Raw genomic sequence first — 18,014 nt, 5'->3', positions numbered from 1 at the left:
TGACTTCTTTATAGGGGACTTCGATGTCCGTACGACGCACACGCAAAGACGATGGCAGCCAATGGACAGTTGCGGACAGCCGCAGTGTTTACGGGATTCGCCATTGGGGGGCCGGGTATTTCGCGATCAATGACGCCGGTCGCGTCGAAGTTCGTCCGAACGGTCCGAGCAGCTCGCCTATCGACCTGTACGAGCAAGTCGACCAGCTGCGCAAAAGCGGCCTGTCCTTGCCGTTGCTGGTCCGTTTCCCAGACATCCTGCAAGACCGCGTGCGTCAGCTGACCGGCGCATTCGACGCCAACATCGAGCGTCTGGAATACCAGAGCAAATACACCGCGCTGTACCCGATCAAGGTGAACCAGCAGGAAGCGGTGATCGAGAACATCATCGCCACCCAGAACGTTTCCATCGGCCTGGAAGCCGGGTCCAAGCCTGAACTGCTGGCAGTGCTGGCACTGGCGCCGAAGGGCGGCACCATCGTTTGCAACGGCTACAAGGACCGCGAGTTCATTCGCCTGGCGTTGATGGGCCAGAAGCTCGGCCACAACGTGTTCATCGTGATCGAGAAAGAATCCGAAGTCGGCCTGGTGATCGAAGAAGCCAACTCGCTCAAGGTCAAGCCTCAGGTCGGCCTGCGCGTGCGCCTGTCGTCCCTGGCCTCGAGCAAGTGGGCTGACACCGGCGGCGAGAAATCCAAGTTCGGCCTGTCGGCGGCGCAACTGCTGTCGGTGGTCGAGCGTTTCCGCGCGGCCGGTCTGGACCAGGGCATTCGCCTGCTGCACTTCCACATGGGCTCGCAGATCGCCAACCTGGCGGACTACCAGCACGGCTTCAAGGAAGCGATCCGCTACTACGGCGAGTTGCGCAACCTCGGTCTGCCGGTGGACCACATCGACGTCGGTGGTGGCCTGGGCGTGGACTATGACGGTACGCACTCGCGTAACGCCAGCTCGATCAACTACGACATGGACGACTACGCCGGTGTCGTGGTCGGGATGCTCAAGGAGTTCTGCGATGCGCAGAGCCTGCCGCACCCGAACATCTTCTCCGAAAGCGGCCGTTCCCTGACCGCGCACCATGCCATGCTGGTGATCCAGGTGACCGACGTCGAGAAACACAACGACGACGTGCCGCAGATCGAGAACAAGGAAGCGCTGCCGGAAACCGTGCAGTGGCTGGTGGACCTGCTGGGGCCGACCGACATCGAGATGGTCACCGAAACCTACTGGCGCGCCACGCACTACATGAGCGATATCGCCGCTCAGTACGCCGACGGCAAGCTGACCCTGGCCGAGAAAGCCCTGGCCGAACAGTGCTACTTCGCCGTGTGCCGTCGCCTGCACAACTCGCTGAAGGCGCGCCAGCGTTCCCACCGTCAGGTGCTGGACGAGCTCAACGACAAACTGGCGGACAAGTACATCTGCAACTTCTCGGTGTTCCAGAGCCTGCCGGACACCTGGGCCATCGACCAGGTCCTGCCGATCATCCCGCTGCACCGTCTCGACGAAGAGCCGCTGCGTCGCGCGGTACTGCAAGACCTGACCTGTGACTCCGACGGCAAGATCAACCAGTACGTCGACGAGCAGAGCATCGAGACCAGCTTGCCGGTGCACGCGTTGAAAGAAGGTGAGGACTACTTGCTGGGTGTGTTCCTGGTCGGTGCCTACCAGGAAATTCTTGGCGACATGCACAACCTGTTCGGTGACACCGACTCGGTGAACATCTACCAGAACGCCGACGGCAGCGTGTACCACGCCGGTATCGAAACCCACGACACCATCGAAGACATGCTGCGCTACGTGCACTTGTCGCCGGAAGAACTGATGACCCACTACCGTGACAAGTGCGCCAGTGCCCGCATCAGCGCCACCGAGCGCACGCAGTTCCTCGATGCCTTGCGTCTGGGGTTGACCCGTTCGTCGTACCTGTCTTCCTGAGGTAAGCGTCACGCTCATCAGGTTGTCTGAAAAATTACCGTTTGCCGCGGAAATTTCAGATGACCTGGTGGGGCAATTCTCCTGTCCCAGGCGAAATTTCCAGCATCTTCGACAACCCAGCGCATTTGGTCCTCTTTTCGCGTAGGTTATTTCCTAATTTGTATTTCGGCACTCTACTCGGCCATGTCTCTCAGCGAGAATCCCCGGCCGCCCCTCCTGTAGAGAAACGCCGATGTTCAATCCGGTCAGCGAACCGTCATTTCGTCTGGATGTAGCAGGTCTGCCCGACTCCCTGGAGGTCCTGGCCTTTACCGGCAGAGAAGCCATCAGCGAGCCGTTCGTGTTCGACCTGGAACTGCTGATCGAAGACCCGGTGCTTGACCTTGCCAGTTTGCTGTACCGTCCTGCCTCGTTGCATTTCGGACCGGCCGGAAGTCACGTACATGGACAATTGCATGAGCTCGTCCAGCGTGACCACACCTCTGGCTCCCGACTCTGCCAGGTGCGCCTGGGGCCAAGACTGGCTTGCCTGGCCCAGCGCTTCAGCCAACGAATCTTCAGCTCCCGCTCAGTGCCGCAAATCCTCGACCAGATACTCAAGGAGCACGGCATTACCGGCAAGGATCGACGCCTGGCGCTAAGCGGTGAATACCCGCCCCTGGATTTTTGCACGCAATATCGAGAGTCAGACCTGCAGTTTCTCCAGCGACTGTGCGCCCGGGAAGGGCTTCACTACCACTTCGAACACCGGGCCCGCGGGCACTGTGTGGTGTTTGGGGATAACCGGCAGCATTTTCCAAGCGGCGAACCTGCGGTATTGAGGAGCGAGAGCGATCGGCCGGCGGTGCGGCAGTTCGAACGTCAGCGCAGCGGTGGGACAGTGGTGCAATGCGCCGAATGCCGGACGGATCTTGCGACCTTGCGCAGCGGTCGGCTGATGCCGCTGTCCGGTCATCCGGTTGCCGATTGCAATCGACTCTGGCTGCTGACCCACGTTGAACACTGGGGCAGCCAGGATACGACGATGCCTTACCACAATCAGGCTCGAGCCCAGCAGTGGCCGGCACCCATCGAGCCGCCCTGTGTGACGGTCCAACCAAGGATGCATGGCCCGCAACGGGCGTGGGTGGTCGAGGTCGATGAGCCAGGCCCCGACCCGGCAAGGCCGATACCGGTGCAATTCGACTGGCTTTACCAGGGCAAAGGGGCGGCGCCCAGTCATTGCTGGTTGCCCCTGGCCAGGCAGTTGCAGGCCTCGACCTTCTCGTCATTACGGGAAGGGACTGAACTGGTCGTGAGTTTTGTCGAGGGCGATCCCGATCAACCGCAGATAACCGGGTTGCTGCATGCGCCGGCAACGGTCGAGGTGGCGGATGCTGACATACCCCAGCCCGGCTGCACCTATGATGAGGGGCTGGAGCAATGGTTGCGTTCGGGGGAGCCATTGCTGATGCTGTGCCTGCTGCCCGGTGGCGGCAGCTTCAACCATTGCGCGCAGGCTTTGTGCACCTGTCGTCTGGCGACGCAGCTTGGCCAGAGCTCTGGAGCATGATCGCCACACGCATGCCCGAGGCCCCCCCGCAGTGGCTGTTGCTGGATGTGCCGGGTACGCCACAGGCGGGTGTCACACTTCGGCAGATGTTTGCCCAGGCCCGATGGTTCAGGTTGTTCGACGGCACGGAGTGGCATGCGCTGCAGGAACAGGGGCCGGTCCTGGTCGATCTGCGCTCCTGTCCGGCACTGGCCGATTTATGCATCGTCGACGGACAACGCTGGCCCGGATTGTTGATGGTCAGCGAGGCCAGCGCTTCGTCGTTGCTGGCGCATTTGCGGCGCATGCTCACGGTCACGCTTGGCCAGCACCGGGCCCTGTTGAGTTACTACAACCCAACCACGACCAGCTATTTTTTCGATACCTGCGATGCCGTTGAACTGAGTCGCTGGCTAGGGCCTATCCATCAGTTACGCTGGTTCGGCGGTAGTTGGGCCGACCGCGCGATGGGGTGTGAGGGCTGGCAGCGCTTGTCCAATCCGGGGTTGGCTGTCAGCCCGTTGGCCATCGAGGAAGGCCTCAGCGCCGGGCAGCAGGGAAAATTGCAAACCTGCCTGCTGGAACAGCATGCCTGGCGCTGGAACCGATCCACGGGTGTCGATTTTCCCCGTCTGTGGACCCTTGTGCAGGAAGGGCTGGCGCTGGGTTTCAGTGAACGCCCGGTGCTTGATGGCTGGATATGGCTACGCTTGCAATATCCCGATGCCGTTCCCGTGCAGCCGTCGCCGGGCGGGACTCAGCAGGAACGACTCGATAGCCTGCGTCGCCTGTGGCAGAACGATCGACCCTGGCCATGAGGTCGAGTATTGTCGGGCCACGCCCGTTCAGTGAGTGCCGACGAACCAGCCATCGTTACGACGCAGGCGCCAGGCGATCATGCCGAGGGTCAGACTGCGCAGCAGCATGAACAACAGAAAGGTTATCCACAGGCCGTGGTTGCCCCCGCCTTGCAGTGCCCAGCCGAAGGGCAGCACCAGCGCCACGGTCAGCAGCATGCCGTTGCGCATTTCCCGGGCGCGGGTGGCGCCGATGAACAGGCCGTCGAGCAGGTAACTCCAGACGGCAATCAGTGGCAGTACGGCGAGGTAGGGCAGGTAGATGAACGCGGTGTCGCGCACACTTTGAATGTCGGTTTGCATCTCGATGAACAGATGTCCGGCGAACAGAAACAGCGCGGCAAAGCCCAGGCTCGCCAGCAACGACCAGCCTCCCGCCACCACCAACGAACGACGCAGGGCATCGCGGTCACGGGCGCCAAGCGCATGTCCGCAGAGGGCTTCGACAGCGTGGGCCAGGCCATCGAGGGCGTGGGCGGTCAGCAACAGGCCATTGAGCAAAAGAGCATTGGCCGCGACCGTGGCGTCACCCAGACGTGCGCCTTGCACCGTGATCAGAAAAAAAACCGATTGCAGCGCCAGGCTGCGGATGAAGATGTCGCGGTTGACCGCCAGCAATGGCCGCCAGCTCTTCCACAGCGCCAATGCCGCCCAGACGATATGCCCGGGATAGGCGCGCAGGGCTTTGCGGGTCATCAGCAAGCCGATCAGGGCACCGGTCCATTCGGCAATCACCGAGGCCCGGGCCGCACCGACCACGCCCCATTCCAGGCTGAGGACGAACCACAGGTTCAGGGCAATGTTGACCAGGTTGGTGCTCAGCAGAATCGCCAGGGGCGCCCGGGCATTCTGGGTGCCGAGAAACCAGCCGACCAGTGCATAACTGGCGAGCGCCGCTGGCAGGCCGAACAGGCGGGTGTGGAAGAACTCGCGGGTCAGTTGATCGAGCTCCGCCGACGGTTGCATGAAGTGCAACGCGACCCCGCTCAAAGGCACGCCCACCGCACCCAGGACCACGGCCAGGCCGATGGCGAGCAGCAGGCCTTGCAACAGAATCTGCCGCAGGGCCGCGCCATCCCCGCGCCCGGCCGCCTGGGCGGCGAACCCGGTGGAGCCCATGCGCAGAAAGCCCATGGCCCAGGCGAGGAAGGTGTACAGACTGGCCCCGACCGCGACGGCGCCGAGTTGATGGGCGTGGGGCAGGTGACCGATGACGGTGCTGTCGACCAATGCCACCAGCGGCACGGAAATGTTCGAAAGAATCATCGGCGCAGCGAGTGCCCAGACCCGGCGATGGGTAGGGCGGTCGCGCCAGTCGGCGGTCAGGTTGGACATGCAGGCTCCTTGGGAGCGGGCATTGTAGCGGTACATCGAGAGCAAACTGCGATCAATTGTGGGAGCGAGCCTGCTCGCGATAGCGGTGTGGCAGACACTCATATGTTGTATGTGCCGGCATCATCGCGAGCAGGCTCCCACAGTGTTCGGTGGTGTCAGTGAATGATCCAGCTGAGCAACCAAAGCCCCAGCAGCAACCAGATGAATCCCATGATGAACGACGCATTGAGAAAGGCGCGGATCGCCGACCACAGCAGGATCAGCCCGAGGATCAAGGTCACGATGCTGATGACCGAGGTATCCATGCCCAGCGCCTGGGACAGGCCTTCGACAAAGTTGCTGCTGGCGTTGCTCAACAGACTGAACAGCCCGCTGAGGGCATCAACGATGAAGCGGATGATCGAGCCGAGTACCTGGCCGAGCCATTCGGAAAAACCTTCTACCTGCATGGAATGAACGTCCTGATTAAAGAGAATTGAGTCTTGGGCTGTCGATCATGCTGCCGAGTTCCCACAAGCATAGAGGGTTGCACACAGAGCATGCATCTTCTGCCCCTTGCCTTCACCTGTGATCCCCCCGAAGCTATACGCCTTCAGGAGAGCCCGATGAACCTTGTTGAACTGACCGAACGCCTGCACGCCATCCGTGACCGCAATGACTGGCGGCAATTTCACAGCCCGAAAAACCTGGCCATGGCCGCGAGCGTGGAAATGTCCGAGCTGGTGGAAATTTTCCAGTGGCTGACCGAAGACCAGTCCCGCCAGTTGTCGGCGGACAAACTCGCCCACGCCGGGCAGGAAGTCGGTGACATTGTGCTTTATCTGTTGCTGTTATGCAGCGAACTGGGCCTGGACATGGATACCGTGGTGCGCAGCAAACTGGCGGACAGCGAACGGAGGTTCAGCTGATGAGCGACCGTCATTTCGATCAACTGGCGACCCGTTTCGCCGAAAAAATCTACGGTGGTGCCAAAGGGGCTATCCGTCTGGCGGTGTTGCAGGCCGATCTGGCCGAAATCTTGCCCGACCGTCCGTTGCGCGTGCTGGATATCGGCGCCGGCCTGGGCCACATGTCGTTGTGGCTGGCACAGCGTGGTCATCAGGTGACGCTCGCCGAGCCTGCCGAGCCGATGCTCGAAGGCGCCCGCCAGCGCTTTGCCGAAGCCGGGCAGAGCGCCACGTTCATTCAGGCACCCTGGCAGGAACTGTTGGGGCAGCTCACCGAACCTTACGACCTGGTGCTGTGCCACGCCGTGCTGGAATGGCTGGCCGAACCCCACGCCATCCTGCCGGTGCTGCATCAACTGACCAAGGCCGACGGCTGGCTGTCCCTGGCGTTCTACAATCGCGACGCGCTGATTTATCGCAACCTGCTCAAGGGTCATTTCCGCAAGATGCGCAAGAACGACATGGCCGGCGAAAAGCAGAGCCTGACCCCGCAACAGCCCCTTGATCCGCGCGAGCTGGCGGCGCAACTTGAAGGTCTGTGGCAGGTCGAAACCATGAGTGGCGTGCGGGTTTTTCACGACTACATGCCGGTGGAATTCCAGGCCCGCGCCGAGCTGGCGGACCTGCTGGAAATGGAACTGGCCCACCGTCGTCATCCGGGCTTTGCCGGGCTTGGGCGCTACTTGCACTGGATCTGTCGGCCTGTCTGATCGGAGCAAGCAATGAAAAGTCATTCAGGTGTACTGGTGTTCTGCCTGGGGCTGGCTGCCTGTCAGGGCAGCAACCCTTATGTCGCCACGTCGAACCCTTTGCCACCGGCACCGCCCCAGGCCGCCAAGACCTTTGACCGCAGTGCTTACCCGGCAGCCCCCCGTGACTATGGACGCTACCGCAGTTGGGCGTGGCTCGACGGGCACCTGCCACCGGGCACCGCCTGGGCCGACTCGGCGCAGATCGCCGAAGCGGTCAGCAATGCGCTGGATCAACGCGGCTTGCGCCCGTTGCACGACAATCGCCCGGCCGACCTGTTTGTCAGCGCCGACTTGCGCCTGGAAACCCGCTTGCGCCAGGTTCAGGACGACTATTACAGCGGCGGTTATGGTGGCTACAACGGCTACGGCCCTGGATATGGCGGGTACGCCACCGTACCGATCGTTCGTACCTATCAGGAGCAAGTCGTAGTGGTTCAGGTGGATATGTATGACGCCAGGAGCGGCCAGCCGGTGTGGAGCGCCAGCGCTGAAACCGGCAACCGGGGCAGCGAAAGCGAGCGGGTCGATGCCATACGGGAGGCTGTGGAAAAGGCAATGTCGGCGTATCCTCCTAGTTAGCTTCTTGTAGATAAGAAGCATTCCGCAGGATCATGCCTTCAACCGGAGACTCATCATGTTCCGCCGTTTTGTTTTACTGGCAGTGGCCGCGCTGCTCAGTGCCTGCGCCGCCAACCAGGTCAATCATGACTTCGACGCCAGCCGCGATTTTGCTGCCTATCGCAGCTGGACCTGGAAAGAGCCCGCCCTGCAATACCGTCCCGATGATCCAAGGATCAAGAGCGATCTGACCGAACAGCGCATCCGTCAGGCAGTTGCCGATCAACTGGATCAGCGCGGTCTGCGCCCGGCCGCCACAGGTGCCAAGGGCGATTTGAATGTGCAGACCTACCTGATTGTCGAAGAGCGGCAACAACAGGTGACCACCAATTACGGCGGCGGCTGGGGTAACCCGTGGTATGGCTACTACGGCGCTCCCATGTATAACGAAACCCGCAATGTCAGCTACAAAGTGGCGACCATCCAGATCGACCTGCTCGATGGCAAGGACGGCAAACTGGTGTGGCGTGGCAGTGACGAGCAGATACTCAGCCGCACGCCGAACCCGACGGATCGTCGCGATGCCATCTGGGAAACGGTCACGCGGATATTGGCCAACTATCCACCTCACGCCTCCTAGAATCAGCCAGTCTCCCAACCCCTGTGCTCCCCCACAGGGGTTTTTATTGTCTTGGCTGGCAAGTTGCCAGCAGTCTCGGCCACCCTTGTCTACACTGCTTGTCACCAACGGAGGTTGCGCCCGGCAGTGCGCCGACAAAGGAGTGTGCCATGTCTCCCCGCCAGCAATTTCGCGGCCCGGCCCGGCAACGGGGGGCGATCGGCTTGATGGCCGCTTTGACCCTGACTTTGGCTTTGGCATTCATGTTGTTGGTGGTCGATACCGGCAGGTTGTACCTGGAAAAACGCAGTTTGCAGCGCGTGGCTGACATGGCCGCACTTGAGGCAGCCACAAGGGGTGGAGACTGTTCCGCCGGCTCAACCGCGAATACCTATGCCACGGCCAGCGCGCAACGAAACGGTTTCACCATTCCCTCTACGGGACGCGCACTGGCTGTGGCGTGCGGTGCGCTGACCCTGGATGCCAACAACCTTCGGGTATTCGGTGCAGACCCAAGCCAAAGCGAGGCTATCCGGGTTATCGCCAGCCATGTCGTGCAACAGAGTATTGCCGGTGGCATCGGCGCGTTGGTCGGCGGTGCACCGGCGGGCTCAACGCTGACGCTGAGCGCTACGGCGGTCGCTGCGCTGCCGCCTCCCCTGGCTTCATTGACGATCCGCAGTGCGGCGCTGACCTTCGATGCCAGCAAGGCCACCATTACCAGTCTGCTTTTCGGGGGGTTGCTGGGAGGCAATCTCAGTATCGATGCGGCGGGCTGGAACGGTTTGGTCAATACCAACATCAGCCTGCTCAGCTACCTGAATAGGTTGAAGATTGACCTTGGCCTGAGCGCTGCCGGCTACGACCAGGTACTTGGTAGTACGGTCAACGTCGGCCAGTTGATCCAGACCGCCATCAACGTACTGGACCCCAACGGCACACTTGGAGCATCCGCAACCATTGTCAGCCTGCAAGCGTTGAAGGTGGCGGCGGGTACGACGTCCGTTGTGCTGGGTAATATGTTGCATGTTGAAAGTGGAGCCGACATCTCGACCCTTGCCGTGAATCTCAAAGCGTTCGATCTGATCGAAGGGTTTGTGCAACTGGCCAACAAGAAGAACGCCTTGGTCGCGAACTTCCCGATCGACATCGCAGGCCTGGCGCAAATCAATGCACGGGTGCAGGTGATGGAGCCGCCGCAACTGTCGGCCATCGGCAACCCGAAAAACGCGGCATTGGCCCCTTTGGGCCCCAACCGCATCTATGTACGCACGGCTCAGGTCAAGACATTGTTGTCGATCAACCTGCCCGTGCTGGACGCCATCACGCCTCTGGTCAACGCCGTCATCGATCTGGCCGCACCCTTGGCCAATATTCTGAACTCATTGTTTGATTGGGACCTGGTGGGCGTCGTCAACGCATTGACCTGCGCGTTGCTCGTGCCCTGCGACACGCCGGAAATCAAGCTGTTGCCACCACCGGTACGCATCGACGTGGCGCTGGAGGCGGCCGGTGCCTGGAGTTATGTCACGGCTTACAGTTGTGTGAGTACGACAAACAAAAGCCTGACGACCAGCACCACCACCACACTGATCGGATTGAAGATCGGGCAGATCAACCCCGCCGATGTGTTCGGCTCGCCCACTGTTCCACCCAGCAACCACGTCAATCCCCTGAAGGTCATCGATATCGGCGTGCAGACCTGCCAGCGACTGCTGATCCTGCCGCCAACCTGCTACAACCATCAGCCAGGCGTTGGCGGTAGCATCGATATCATGGTCAACACCGCGATTGTCCAAAATGCCAACATGTCCCACGTCTATTCCGCGCCGGCGGCTGCCAACCTGCCGGAGATCAATCAGCCGCCGTTTTACTACGCCTTTACCACGACCAATATCGTCAACAGCCTGAGCACCACCGTGAGTGACCTTGGCGTGAACATGTACGGGCCGTCGGGCAGTATCGTGGGTGGCCTGGGCAGTATTTTGAGTGATGTCACGACGGCGTTGGTCAATGCGATCAATACGGTACTCAGCCCGTTAATGGATACGCTGATCAATACGTTGCTGGCGAGCCTGGGGATCGACCTGAACAAAGTCGAAGTGGGTGCCAACCTCAGTTGTCACTCGGGTCGAGCGGCGCTGGTGATCTAGTCCGGTTTCACGATCGGCAGTTCAATGCAGAAACGCGCACCTTCGGTGGCGTTTTGTATGCTCAGTTTTCCGCCCATGTTCTCGACGATGCCGTAGCTCACCGACAAGCCCAGGCCCGTGCCCACGCCGACGGGTTTGGTGGTGAAGAACGGCTCGAAAATCCGCTCCAGTAAACGTGGGTCGATACCGCCGCCGTTGTCCTCGACCAACAGGCGTACCGAGTCTGTATCCCGTTCGGCGTACACCGAAATCCACGGTCTGAAATCGGGGTTGGCCTCGCGCTTGCCGAGCAACGCATCCCGGGCGTTGACCATCAGGTTGATCAGCACCTGCTCAAGCTGATCGATGTAGCCACGCACCTGCACTTCAAAACCGGGTTCGCGGATGCGCAGGTCGACGCCTTTGCCACGCATCCCTTCGGACAACAGCGCCAATGTGCCTTCGATGGCCTGGGCCGGGTTGAACGGTTGCTGCTCGATTTCCGAACGACGGCCAAACACCCGCATGTGGTCCACCACCCGCGCGGCGCGCTGCACCTGGGTGTCGATGCGGGTGAGCTTGTCGATCAGGTAATCGACCTGTACGTCGCCGTTGTTGAGGCGCTTGAGTACGTTGACGATGACCATGCGGATCACGTTCAGCGGCTGGTTGATCTCATGGGCCAGGCCGGTGGCCATTTCACCGAGGGTAGCCATTTTCGCGCTTTGTGTGAGCTGCTGCTGCGAGCGCCGCACCTCGGTGTTGTCGCGGCCAACGGCCTGGACCTCGAGCAACCGGCCCTGTTCATCGAACACCCCGCGATCGGACCAGACCCACCAGGCGTGTTCGCGGCCGGGCAGTTGCAGGTTGATCTCGGCGGTGCTGACCGGAAACTCGGGGCTCAACTGGTTCAGCCGTCGGGTGAATGCCTCTCGCTGTTCCCCGGACATCCAGTTGCCCAGGTTCACCCCCGGCAATCGCTCGGGCGCCATTTCCAGATAGGTGGCCAACGGGCGGTTGCCGAAGGTCAGGGTCAGGTCCGGCTGGTAGCGGCAGATCATCGCCGGCGAGTCTTCCACCAGAATCCGGTAGCGTTCTTCACTCTGCCTGACCTGTTCGGTGGCCAGGGTCGCTTCGGTAATGTCCAGCCACAGGCCCACGGCTTCCACCGGCAAGCCGAGGTCGTCGCGCAACAACTTCGCCTCATCCAGCAGCCAGTGGTAGTCGCCGTGACTGTCGCGTAACCGATAGCGGGTGCGCACCGAGCCTTCACGCAGCAACAGCCGCGTGCGCTCGAAATACTGCAGGCGGTCGTCGGGATGCACCCGTTCCACCAGCGCCCCGGGTGCGCAGTCGGCGAGGGTCCAGCCGAGCAGTGGCAACAGGCTGTCGCTGAAGAACACCGGTTGCAACGCACCCTCGACATAGCGCTGTACGTAAATCACCGCCGGAGAGCTGGCGATCAGATTGTCCAGGCGAGCATGGGCGGCGGCGGCGCTTTGCTCCTGGTTCTTGATATCGCTGATGTCGAGCATGAACCCCACCAGCCGACGGTTTTTCCCCGCGCCCAGGGCCTGGCCCTGCAGGCGATACCAGATGGGTTCGGGCACACCGTAGGGGCGATACAGGCGCACGCACAGCAGCAGGGGGGTGCCTGTCTCCTGCAAGTCTTGCAGGCAGATGCGCAGCTCTTCGCGGTCGGCGGGATACACCTGATTGAGCCAGTGCTGCATGGATAAACGCGACGTTCCAAGGTTCAGGGTAGTGGCCAGTGAAGGTGCCAACTGAACCTCGTCGCTGTCGCTGAAGACTTCCCACCAACCGGTTCCCAGCAAGGCTTGCAGTGATTCCAGGCGTTCCAGTTGCAAGTGATGCCGGTGCTCGCGCAGGCGCTCGAGCAAGAGGCTGGCGAGCGCGGCGGTGATTTGCAGCCAGTCGCGTTCCGTGACATCGGGGGCGCGTTGTTGCGCCGTGTAGAAGCCGCACAACAACCAGGCGACCACCCCTTGTGCATCGTGATAAGGCACGGCGAAGCCATCGGTATTGCCGAACGTGCCTTGCAGGCGCGGGTGTTCGCGCGGGGTCAGGTGCTGCGGCGTCGAGCCGCTCAAACTGTCCAGCCCCGTGCCCAGGCGCTGACCGTTTTGCCACAGTTGCGGTGCATCGAGGGCCGCGTAGTGCTGGTAAATTTGCCATCCCTGTTCCTGCTCATCGAGCAAGGCCAGGGCAATGCACGGAATCTGAAAGCGCTGGGCCAGGCTTTGCAGTTGTTCGGCCAGCATTTCGGGCAGGCGGGCCAGGCTGGACAGGCGTAACTGTTCGGCGATTTGCAGCGCCAGCACCTGGCATTGTTCGCGGTTGCGCGATTGCCGGCGCTCGAGCAGCAAGTCGCTGATGTCCAGCATCTGCAACAGCCAGGCATCGGCCATGGGTTGCACCCAGCCGCGCAAATGCAGGGGTGGGCCGTTGAGGCTGTAAAAGTCCAGGTCCAGGGTTTGTCCCTGCCAGTCCGCCGGAGAGCCTTCGATGGCGAGACTGCTGTGGGGCAACAGGAAGTCGAGCAGGTGCGGTGCCTGTGCGCCGGGGGGGTGCTGGGCAAGCAAGTGCCGCAGCGGGCCGCTCAATTGAACGGCACGCCCCTCGGCATTGAGCTGCATCTGCAAGCCGAAGCTGTGCACCCGCAGTGCCTCGGGTGGCTCCGGTGGGGGCGGCGGGTGGCGGTGGAGCAGGCGCCCGAACAATTTGTCCCCGGCACTCAAAATTGCAGGCTCGCACTGGCTGTGAGGGTCGCCGGCAGGTTCGGTACCCGACCGATGCCGGGCAGGTTCAGGAACGGGATGACGGCGCTGATTTTATTGGTGGGGTAGCTGATGCGCACGGTCAGCAACCCGCCCACATAAGTAACGTTGGCGTCGGTGGCGACGTTGAAATTCAGGGCCGGTGCAATCCAGGCCGTTTGCGTGGTCAGCTCCGTCGTGGCGCGGGCGATCAGTGCGGCGCTGTAGCCGGGGGTGGCCGGGTCCAGCGCCACGCTGCGGCGCACGGCTTCGGCGGTCGACTGGTTGAATGACTGCATCAACAGCAGCGGCAGGCTATAGCTGATGATGCCGTAGAACACGCCAAAAAAAATGATGAACACCAGGGCGAATTCAATCGCGGCGGCGCCTTTTTGTTTGTGTGGGAGGCTGGCTTTCATGAGTGCGTCTACCCTGACCAACACGGAGTAATGTCAGCATAGAGTCATTCAGCCAAAACGGACGTTTTTTACCGAATGCAGAGCTTTGTCCTACTGATCTGGCTGGCGCTTTGCGCCGCACAGGATGCCCGACAACGGCACATCGCCAATGGCCTGACTGTGGGCGGCGGTGCCCTGGCCCTGGCGTGGCTGCTGTGGAACGGCACGACCTGGCTGGGTGCCGAGGTGCAACAGGGCGGCTGGGCTTTTTTGTTGGCTTTGGGCTTCACGCTACCGGGCTACGCGATGAAGCGAATGGGTGGCGCAGACGTGAAACTCATGGCCGCCCTGGGTCTTGCGACGGACGGTATGCACGTGCTCGGCACGTTTATTGGCGCCGGATTGGCCAGCGTTTTCTGGCTGCTGCTGGCGCCAAGAGTCTGGCTTCATATGGGTCAAGGGCTTAGAACCCGTCTTTTTTATATGGCACCTGAAATGTCAAGGAAGCAACCATTTGCACCCTTCGTGCTGGTGGGGCTGATGCTGACATTTGCCTGGCTCCGCTAGCTGCCCCTTTTGTGTACATAGCCGGAAACTACGTCTACTTTTCAGACAGAAGTTGTACAGCCGTTGGCTGTCGCTGAGGGACGGGTCAACCTTTGACCTGACAGGGAGTTGCTCGTGAGCAAGTTTACTTCGGCAGTAAAAGTCCTTGTGGTCGACGATGCGCCATTGATCGTTGAAGAGCTTTGCGAATTTCTGGAGGGCAAAGGTTACCGTTGTGTTCCGTGCGAGTCGGGCTATCTGGCGATCGAGCGTTTCAAAGAAGACCTCGATATCGGCCTGGTGCTGCTGGATTTGCAGATGCCCGGCATGGACGGCATTGAGTTGATGCAGGAGTTGCAGCGGCTATCGGGCAAGCACCGGGCGTTCGAGGCGATCATGCTCACCGGGTGCGCCGACAAGCAGGACGTGATCAAGGCTCTGCGCGCTGGTGTTGCCGACTATTACCAGAAGCCGATCGATCTGAATGAGTTGCTCGAAGGTTTGCAGCGGCAGGAAGTGGCCTTGCAGGAGAGGCACAAGAACCTGCAGTTGGGGCATTTGAATCAGAAGCTTCAGTATCTGTCCGAGTCGATCGATGATCTTTACCAGGACCTGGACAAGGTTCGGCGCGGGCCGCATGCGGGCGCCGGTGACCGGGGTGTCGCTGATACTGATGCGGTGGAGGTTCCGGCGATTTTCAATCAGTTGTCTGCGCGGCAACTGGAGGTGGCGCGGTTGGTGGGCAAGGGGCAGACCAATTATCAGATTGCCTGTGAGTTGGGTATTACCGAGAACACGGTGAAGTTGTATGTGTCGCAGGTGCTGCGGTTGACGCATATGCATAACCGAACGCAGTTGGCGTTGGCCTTGTCGCCCAGTGGTTCCTTGGGGTGGCGGCGGGTTACGGCGCACTGAGTCTTGGCGGCCTCTGGGCCGACCATGTTGGTGGTTTGGGTTGAGTACATATCCGTTGCTGCGGTAACGGCCCGTTGCTAAGGCTCGGGGTTCCTTCGCTGCCGAGGGGGCGGGTGGATCAAGATCAAGAGCTGCAGGCGAGCTAACGCTCGGCCTGATGAGTGGTGAGAAGCGGCGAGGGTACGCGGCTTTTGCTTGTGCTTTAGCTTTTGCTTTTGCTTGTGCTTTTCTGTGGGAGCCAGCCTGCTGGCGATAGCGGCCTGCCATCCGACCAATCCCCTCTCAGATGTAGCCAGCCCAACTGTAGGAGCGAGCCTGCTCGCGATGACATCCCTCCAGCCAACACATTCCTGTGTAGTTTTCCTCAAACCCCTGGGAAATCTCCGACACGCTTTTCAGGTTGTCCGTCGGAAGCGCGATCTCTAGCCTTTGTCGGTCGCTGAAAATTCAGCGTCCGGGCGTCGCGGCTCGATTCCTAAGGCATAATCGCTCCACCTGACAACAACACTTTCTGGTGTCTGTCGTTCTGTGTCATGGCGACTGTGCGCGGGATACCTTCGGGTATGCCGAGCTGCCTCTGGGATCGGTCCGCGAACCCGCGTACAGCTGCCACCCCAAATTGCTTCGCGGCAATTTGGACGTGGCTCCATTTCATCCCAGAGGTGCAACGATGATCAAACCCACCCCAAATCCCCCCAAACCTGTCACCCAAAAGCCCGGCACGATGTTCATCATCGCCCCGGACATCGACACCGAGACCCTGCTGGCCCACGCCTGTGAATCACTGGCGTCGGCGAGTGTGATGGCGAGTGATTTCGCGGGGTTTCTGCAAGGCTCGCAGCGCAATACGATGCTGGGGATTGCGCAGGTGATCATGCTGGGCGAGCTGGCGGTGAATCGGGCACTGGATAATCTCGATCCGCAGGATTAGTGGCCAAAGGACCGGGCCAGGGCCGTGAAGCCAGGGCCGGCGAGGACGATCAATAACGCCGGGAAGAGAAACAACATCATCACGACGGACATTTTGGCGGACATTTTGGAAATGTATTCCTGCAGGCGCGTCAGGCGCCGGTCGTCGAGCAACTGTTTGAGCGCCAGCAAGGACTTCATCGCGCCGCCACCCTGATGGATCAATTGTTGAAGGATCACGCAGGTGTCGGTGAATTCGTCTACCGAGAGCAGTCGGGTGGTCTTGTTCAGTTCTTCGCCCAGTTCCAGCCCGGAGTCGACGCGGGTCAGAATCAGGCGCAGTTCATGGGTCAGGGCGGGCAGCAGTTGCCTGCCTTCCTGGCTCAGCACACGCAGGGATTGCTCCACCGCCATGCCCGATTCGAACAGGGTGCGCAGCAGCGCAATGAAGGTCGAGGTTTCGGTGGCGAGTTGTTTTTGCCGACGCTGTGCGGCGGCGGACAGCCAGCGTTTGGGCAGCAGATAGCCGGCACAGGTGGCGAGCATCGGGGCGATCCAGTGGTTCTCCACACTCGGGTAGAACAGCCCCTGGATCAGCAGGCACAAGGACAGCGCCAACAGCGGCACGCCTACCTGCAAGGCGGCGAACTGTGAGCGTTGGCGTGCGCTGCGCCAGCCAAGGCGGTTGAGCAGGGTCTGGGTTTCGTTGTCCATTTTGACCGACTGCTGCCCCAGCCGACTGGCGCCCAGGGCCTGCAGCAACAGGGTGAGGTGACTATCACCCGGCGCCTTTCCATCCAGTCGCTGGGCCACCTGGCGTGCTCGTCGGCTTTGGTCCAGCAAGGCGTTGAGCAACAACAGTGCTGCCCCGAAAAGCAGCAGCGCGCTTACCAGCAAGAGCATCATCATATTCATAGGCTACGCAACATGCGCCAAAGCGCCAGGCAACCGATCACCTGAAATCCGAAGGCACTCGCCAGCATGATTTGCCCCGAGCTGTCGTGCCACATGGAAAGCAGGTAGGTTGGATTGGTCAGTAGAAAGTAGCCGGCGACCGAGACCGGCAGCAAGGCCAGGACCGCGGCAGTGATACGGGTTTCGCCGGTCATGGCCTTCAACTGGCGAGCCGCTTGCTCGCGTTCGCGGATCATCTTGATCAGGTTTTCCAGCAGCTCACTGGCATTGCCACCATAGCGGTGGTTGACCTTCAAGCCGAGTGCGAGCAGGCGCAGTTCGTCTTTCTCGTACAGCTCGGCGAAGTCCGAAGCGGCGTCTGCCAGGGTGACCCCCAGTTGCACATTGCGCTGAATCCGGCCCATGGCATTTTTCAGCGGGTCGTCGGCCGCATCGATGGCGCCGAGCACGGCATCGGCCAGGGTCCGCCCGGACTTCAGGCTGCGTACGGCATGGTCGAGCAACATCGGCAACTGGTCGATCATGCGGCTGAGACGACGCTGATAACGCCAGCTGATGAACAGCCGTACCACCACCGGAGGCACCAGCAGCGCCAGCAGCGCGCCGACCCAGCCACCCAGGGCAATTCCCAGCAGCACCCCGAGTATCCAGAACGCCAGCCACTGGCCCAGGCGTTCGGTGGGGCGTCCGAGTCCGGCGCGCAAAAACGCCCGCTCAAGGCCCGCCCATGACGACTTCTGCACGACCCGCAGCGGTTGCCCCTGGCTCAGGCGTCCCAGAATTCGTTCGTTGCCGGTCTGGCGCAAGCCGTTATAGAGCAGGCGCAGCGCCAGGCCGAGAAAGATCAGGCAAACGAGGATGAGCAGCGCCGGTTTGAGCATGCCGT

Annotated in this window: 17 protein-coding genes; 11 read left to right on the top strand and 6 right to left on the bottom strand. The window is 61.2% G+C overall.

Going from position 1 to position 18,014, the window contains the following annotated elements; translation table 11 throughout:
- Positions 1–23: 23 nt before the first annotated feature.
- From speA to BSF44_RS15190, 3 genes are all read left to right on the top strand, one after another.
- Entirely contained in the window at positions 24–1,937 is a 1,914-nt protein-coding gene (speA, locus tag BSF44_RS15200) for an arginine decarboxylase (protein WP_095944196.1), read from the top strand.
- 232 nt (positions 1,938–2,169) lie between these two features.
- Positions 2,170–3,489 (top strand): type VI secretion system Vgr family protein, encoded by a 1,320-nt coding sequence (locus BSF44_RS15195; protein WP_095944195.1) that lies wholly within the window; start codon positions 2,170–2,172, stop codon positions 3,487–3,489.
- Entirely contained in the window at positions 3,486–4,286 is an 801-nt protein-coding gene (locus tag BSF44_RS15190; protein ID WP_095944194.1) for a DUF4123 domain-containing protein, read from the top strand. Before BSF44_RS15195 ends, BSF44_RS15190 begins: the two co-directional genes overlap by 4 nt.
- A gap of 27 nt (positions 4,287–4,313) precedes the next feature.
- On the opposite strand, the gene BSF44_RS15185 is transcribed toward BSF44_RS15190, so the two are convergent.
- Positions 4,314–5,660: an MATE family efflux transporter gene (locus tag BSF44_RS15185; protein WP_095944193.1), complete on the bottom strand. Its 1,347-nt coding sequence runs from the start codon at positions 5,658–5,660 to the stop codon at positions 4,314–4,316.
- A 155-nt stretch (positions 5,661–5,815) separates the two neighbouring features.
- The gene (locus BSF44_RS15180) at positions 5,816–6,109 is read right to left on the bottom strand and encodes a hypothetical protein (protein ID WP_095944192.1); all 294 of its coding nucleotides are present in this window, start codon (positions 6,107–6,109) and stop codon (positions 5,816–5,818) included.
- A 156-nt stretch (positions 6,110–6,265) separates the two neighbouring features.
- Here BSF44_RS15180 and BSF44_RS15175 point away from each other — a divergent pair, with 156 nt between their 5' ends.
- The 5 genes from BSF44_RS15175 (at position 6,266) to BSF44_RS15155 (ending at position 10,689) form a co-directional block, all read left to right on the top strand.
- Positions 6,266–6,568, top strand: a complete 303-nt coding sequence (locus BSF44_RS15175; RefSeq protein ID WP_095944191.1) for a MazG-like family protein — start codon at positions 6,266–6,268, stop codon at positions 6,566–6,568.
- The gene (locus tag BSF44_RS15170) at positions 6,568–7,317 is read left to right on the top strand and encodes a methyltransferase domain-containing protein (RefSeq protein WP_095944190.1); all 750 of its coding nucleotides are present in this window, start codon (positions 6,568–6,570) and stop codon (positions 7,315–7,317) included. The genes BSF44_RS15175 and BSF44_RS15170 overlap by 1 nt, the downstream gene beginning before the upstream one ends.
- A gap of 12 nt (positions 7,318–7,329) precedes the next feature.
- Positions 7,330–7,938: a DUF4136 domain-containing protein gene (locus tag BSF44_RS15165; protein WP_095944189.1), complete on the top strand. Its 609-nt coding sequence runs from the start codon at positions 7,330–7,332 to the stop codon at positions 7,936–7,938.
- A 55-nt stretch (positions 7,939–7,993) separates the two neighbouring features.
- A complete protein-coding gene (locus BSF44_RS15160; RefSeq protein ID WP_095944188.1) occupies positions 7,994–8,557 on the top strand; it encodes a DUF4136 domain-containing protein in 564 nt (187 codons plus the stop codon).
- Positions 8,558–8,706: 149 nt separating this feature from the next.
- Positions 8,707–10,689, top strand: a complete 1,983-nt coding sequence (locus BSF44_RS15155; RefSeq protein WP_095944187.1) for a pilus assembly protein TadG-related protein — start codon at positions 8,707–8,709, stop codon at positions 10,687–10,689.
- On the opposite strand, the gene BSF44_RS15150 is transcribed toward BSF44_RS15155, so the two are convergent.
- Both BSF44_RS15150 and BSF44_RS15145 read right to left on the bottom strand, forming a co-directional pair.
- On the bottom strand, positions 10,686–13,427 hold the full coding sequence (locus BSF44_RS15150) for an ATP-binding protein (protein WP_095944186.1): 2,742 nt from the start codon (positions 13,425–13,427) through the stop codon (positions 10,686–10,688). The two genes, BSF44_RS15155 and BSF44_RS15150, sit on opposite strands and share 4 nt — an antisense overlap.
- Positions 13,424–13,864, bottom strand: a complete 441-nt coding sequence (locus BSF44_RS15145; protein WP_095944185.1) for a TadE/TadG family type IV pilus assembly protein — start codon at positions 13,862–13,864, stop codon at positions 13,424–13,426. Before BSF44_RS15145 ends, BSF44_RS15150 begins: the two co-directional genes overlap by 4 nt.
- A gap of 75 nt (positions 13,865–13,939) precedes the next feature.
- On the opposite strand from BSF44_RS15145, the gene BSF44_RS15140 reads away from it, so the two are divergent.
- From BSF44_RS15140 to BSF44_RS15125, 3 genes are all read left to right on the top strand, one after another.
- Entirely contained in the window at positions 13,940–14,410 is a 471-nt protein-coding gene (locus BSF44_RS15140; RefSeq protein ID WP_095944184.1) for a prepilin peptidase, read from the top strand.
- Positions 14,411–14,524: 114 nt separating this feature from the next.
- A complete protein-coding gene (locus tag BSF44_RS15135; protein ID WP_095944183.1) occupies positions 14,525–15,304 on the top strand; it encodes a response regulator transcription factor in 780 nt (259 codons plus the stop codon).
- Positions 15,305–15,974: 670 nt separating this feature from the next.
- Positions 15,975–16,235: a DUF6124 family protein gene (locus tag BSF44_RS15125; protein ID WP_095944181.1), complete on the top strand. Its 261-nt coding sequence runs from the start codon at positions 15,975–15,977 to the stop codon at positions 16,233–16,235.
- On the opposite strand, the gene BSF44_RS15120 is transcribed toward BSF44_RS15125, so the two are convergent.
- Both BSF44_RS15120 and BSF44_RS15115 read right to left on the bottom strand, forming a co-directional pair.
- Positions 16,232–17,122 carry a type II secretion system F family protein gene (locus tag BSF44_RS15120; RefSeq protein ID WP_095944180.1) on the bottom strand — a complete coding sequence of 297 codons (891 nt, stop codon included), beginning with the start codon at positions 17,120–17,122 and terminating at the stop codon, positions 16,232–16,234. The genes BSF44_RS15125 and BSF44_RS15120 overlap by 4 nt on opposite strands.
- A 2-nt stretch (positions 17,123–17,124) precedes the next feature.
- The gene (locus BSF44_RS15115) at positions 17,125–18,009 is read right to left on the bottom strand and encodes a type II secretion system F family protein (RefSeq protein WP_095944179.1); all 885 of its coding nucleotides are present in this window, start codon (positions 18,007–18,009) and stop codon (positions 17,125–17,127) included.
- Positions 18,010–18,014 lie beyond the last annotated feature (5 nt).

It is taken from the genome of Pseudomonas sp. ACN8, from assembly GCF_002303925.1.
Lineage (GTDB): Bacteria > Pseudomonadota > Gammaproteobacteria > Pseudomonadales > Pseudomonadaceae > Aquipseudomonas.
This window is presented reverse-complemented; position numbering and strand designations above follow the sequence as displayed.

Excerpts from the sequence above, each read along its gene's own strand:
- BSF44_RS15140 (WP_095944184.1), top strand. The coding sequence starts at position 13,940 with ATGCAGAGCTTTGTCCTACTGATCTGGCTGGCGCTTTGCGCCGCACAG.
- BSF44_RS15160 (WP_095944188.1), top strand. The coding sequence starts at position 7,994 with ATGTTCCGCCGTTTTGTTTTACTGGCAGTGGCCGCGCTGCTCAGTGCC.
- BSF44_RS15125 (WP_095944181.1), top strand. The coding sequence starts at position 15,975 with ATGATCAAACCCACCCCAAATCCCCCCAAACCTGTCACCCAAAAGCCC.
- BSF44_RS15115 (WP_095944179.1), bottom strand. The coding sequence starts at position 18,009 with ATGCTCAAACCGGCGCTGCTCATCCTCGTTTGCCTGATCTTTCTCGGC.
- BSF44_RS15175 (WP_095944191.1), top strand. The coding sequence starts at position 6,266 with ATGAACCTTGTTGAACTGACCGAACGCCTGCACGCCATCCGTGACCGC.
- BSF44_RS15155 (WP_095944187.1), top strand. The coding sequence starts at position 8,707 with ATGTCTCCCCGCCAGCAATTTCGCGGCCCGGCCCGGCAACGGGGGGCG.
- BSF44_RS15165 (WP_095944189.1), top strand. The coding sequence starts at position 7,330 with ATGAAAAGTCATTCAGGTGTACTGGTGTTCTGCCTGGGGCTGGCTGCC.
- BSF44_RS15190 (WP_095944194.1), top strand. The coding sequence starts at position 3,486 with ATGATCGCCACACGCATGCCCGAGGCCCCCCCGCAGTGGCTGTTGCTG.
- speA (WP_095944196.1), top strand. The coding sequence starts at position 24 with ATGTCCGTACGACGCACACGCAAAGACGATGGCAGCCAATGGACAGTT.
- BSF44_RS15185 (WP_095944193.1), bottom strand. The coding sequence starts at position 5,660 with ATGTCCAACCTGACCGCCGACTGGCGCGACCGCCCTACCCATCGCCGG.
- BSF44_RS15120 (WP_095944180.1), bottom strand. The coding sequence starts at position 17,122 with ATGATGATGCTCTTGCTGGTAAGCGCGCTGCTGCTTTTCGGGGCAGCA.
- BSF44_RS15195 (WP_095944195.1), top strand. The coding sequence starts at position 2,170 with ATGTTCAATCCGGTCAGCGAACCGTCATTTCGTCTGGATGTAGCAGGT.
- BSF44_RS15170 (WP_095944190.1), top strand. The coding sequence starts at position 6,568 with ATGAGCGACCGTCATTTCGATCAACTGGCGACCCGTTTCGCCGAAAAA.
- BSF44_RS15180 (WP_095944192.1), bottom strand. The coding sequence starts at position 6,109 with ATGCAGGTAGAAGGTTTTTCCGAATGGCTCGGCCAGGTACTCGGCTCG.
- BSF44_RS15145 (WP_095944185.1), bottom strand. The coding sequence starts at position 13,864 with ATGAAAGCCAGCCTCCCACACAAACAAAAAGGCGCCGCCGCGATTGAA.